The organism is Synechococcus sp. H55.10, from assembly GCF_047502715.1.
Lineage (GTDB): Bacteria > Cyanobacteriota > Cyanobacteriia > Thermostichales > Thermostichaceae > Thermostichus.
On the sequence record NZ_JANSJJ010000031.1, the window covers coordinates 1 to 1,284 of the forward strand.

1 protein-coding gene is annotated in these 1,284 nt (G+C 52.5%); it reads right to left on the reverse strand.

Annotated elements, in window-relative coordinates:
* The coding region (locus NW858_RS02755; protein WP_414519688.1) for an esterase-like activity of phytase family protein at positions 1–765 on the reverse strand (765 nt) is incomplete at its 3' end.
* Between the last annotated feature and the right edge of the window lie 519 nt (positions 766–1,284).

A 1,284-nucleotide genomic window follows, 5' to 3' on the forward strand; every position in this document is an offset into this window, starting at 1 on the left:
GAGGTAGAGGGGACCTTCTAGCATGGCATAGAGAAATTGTCCGTTGGGAGAAGCCGCCATGCCCTCAAAGCCACGGGAACGCCGCACTTCAAAGTTGACCGGGCCCGGCGTTGCCGGTGTGGTAAACGTATGATGATCCGGGGAACGTACTACCTTGCCCTCAACCTCGGTTTCAAAGAAAGCTACAACTTTGCCGTTGCTATCGACGGCAATGAGGTAGGGGCCAAACTCATCCCCAATCCAGTGCAGATCCCCAATAGTTTGGATCGACTCGATGTCTAGATCAGCACCGGTAAGGTAGCGCCTAGTTGTAAACTCGTTGACAATGCGGAAGGGGATCACTTTGTTCGGATCCTGTAGGAATACCGACTTGTTCAACCGCACCTGGCCACTCTCCCAGTCAACGGCTACTTCGTGAAAGCTGAGCAAGGCGTCTGGGGAGTTTGCCTTGCTGCCAAAGCCGTTGTCAATCAAAACACGGAAGCGGTCGCGAGCCAGGGTTTCAATCCCCGAAAAACCCTGAATTGGCTGACCAACAAAGGGCAGCGAAATGCCGGTGGTTCGGCCATCAACAAACGACTTGCCCTCAACTGAGGCGACCTCTTCGACCCGCTGGTTGTTGATTGCCGCAAAGCGGCCAGAGACCACAAAGCCAGAACCGGCATCGCTGGGTGGTGGCACGAAACTCATTGCCGGCAGCACGGCATATCCAGCTAGGGTGGCTTTAACCGCTTCGGCTGCTGAAACCGACGTGGCTGAAACCATGCCCAAAAAGATCCCCAAACCGAGGCGCGCAAGCGAGGTTCTCATAGTGCCTCCACTCTTTCTCTTTCGACTCCCAACTCTAGACCATGCTAAACATTGGTTCGCAGCTTCTAAATATCTTCCAGAAAAGCAGGCTCCATCCTGCTGGGGAAAACTTCAGGGATCCCCGCAAAATAAGCCTCCTAAGCCGCAACCAAGCAGCATTATACCTGAATACTTCCAACTTTTAGAGACTAGCTGAAAAGCGGAATGGAGGGAGTATTAACTGTCAATTAACCAATCGACTAACAGTACTTAACCTTCCCAGTTTTTCTAGTTTCTAAGTTTTAGGGATTTTCCCCAAGGAAAACCTCTGCACGCCAAAGGGAGTGTGCAGAGCGGCTTCACGTCTCCAGTTGCCGGGCACACCCCCGAAGGAGAAACAAAAATGGGATCTCAATCTGGGATCCCAATTCAGCAGTTTCCAATTTCTAGGGATCCCCCCGAAGGGGGAACACGAAGAGTCACTCTGGTCCATGG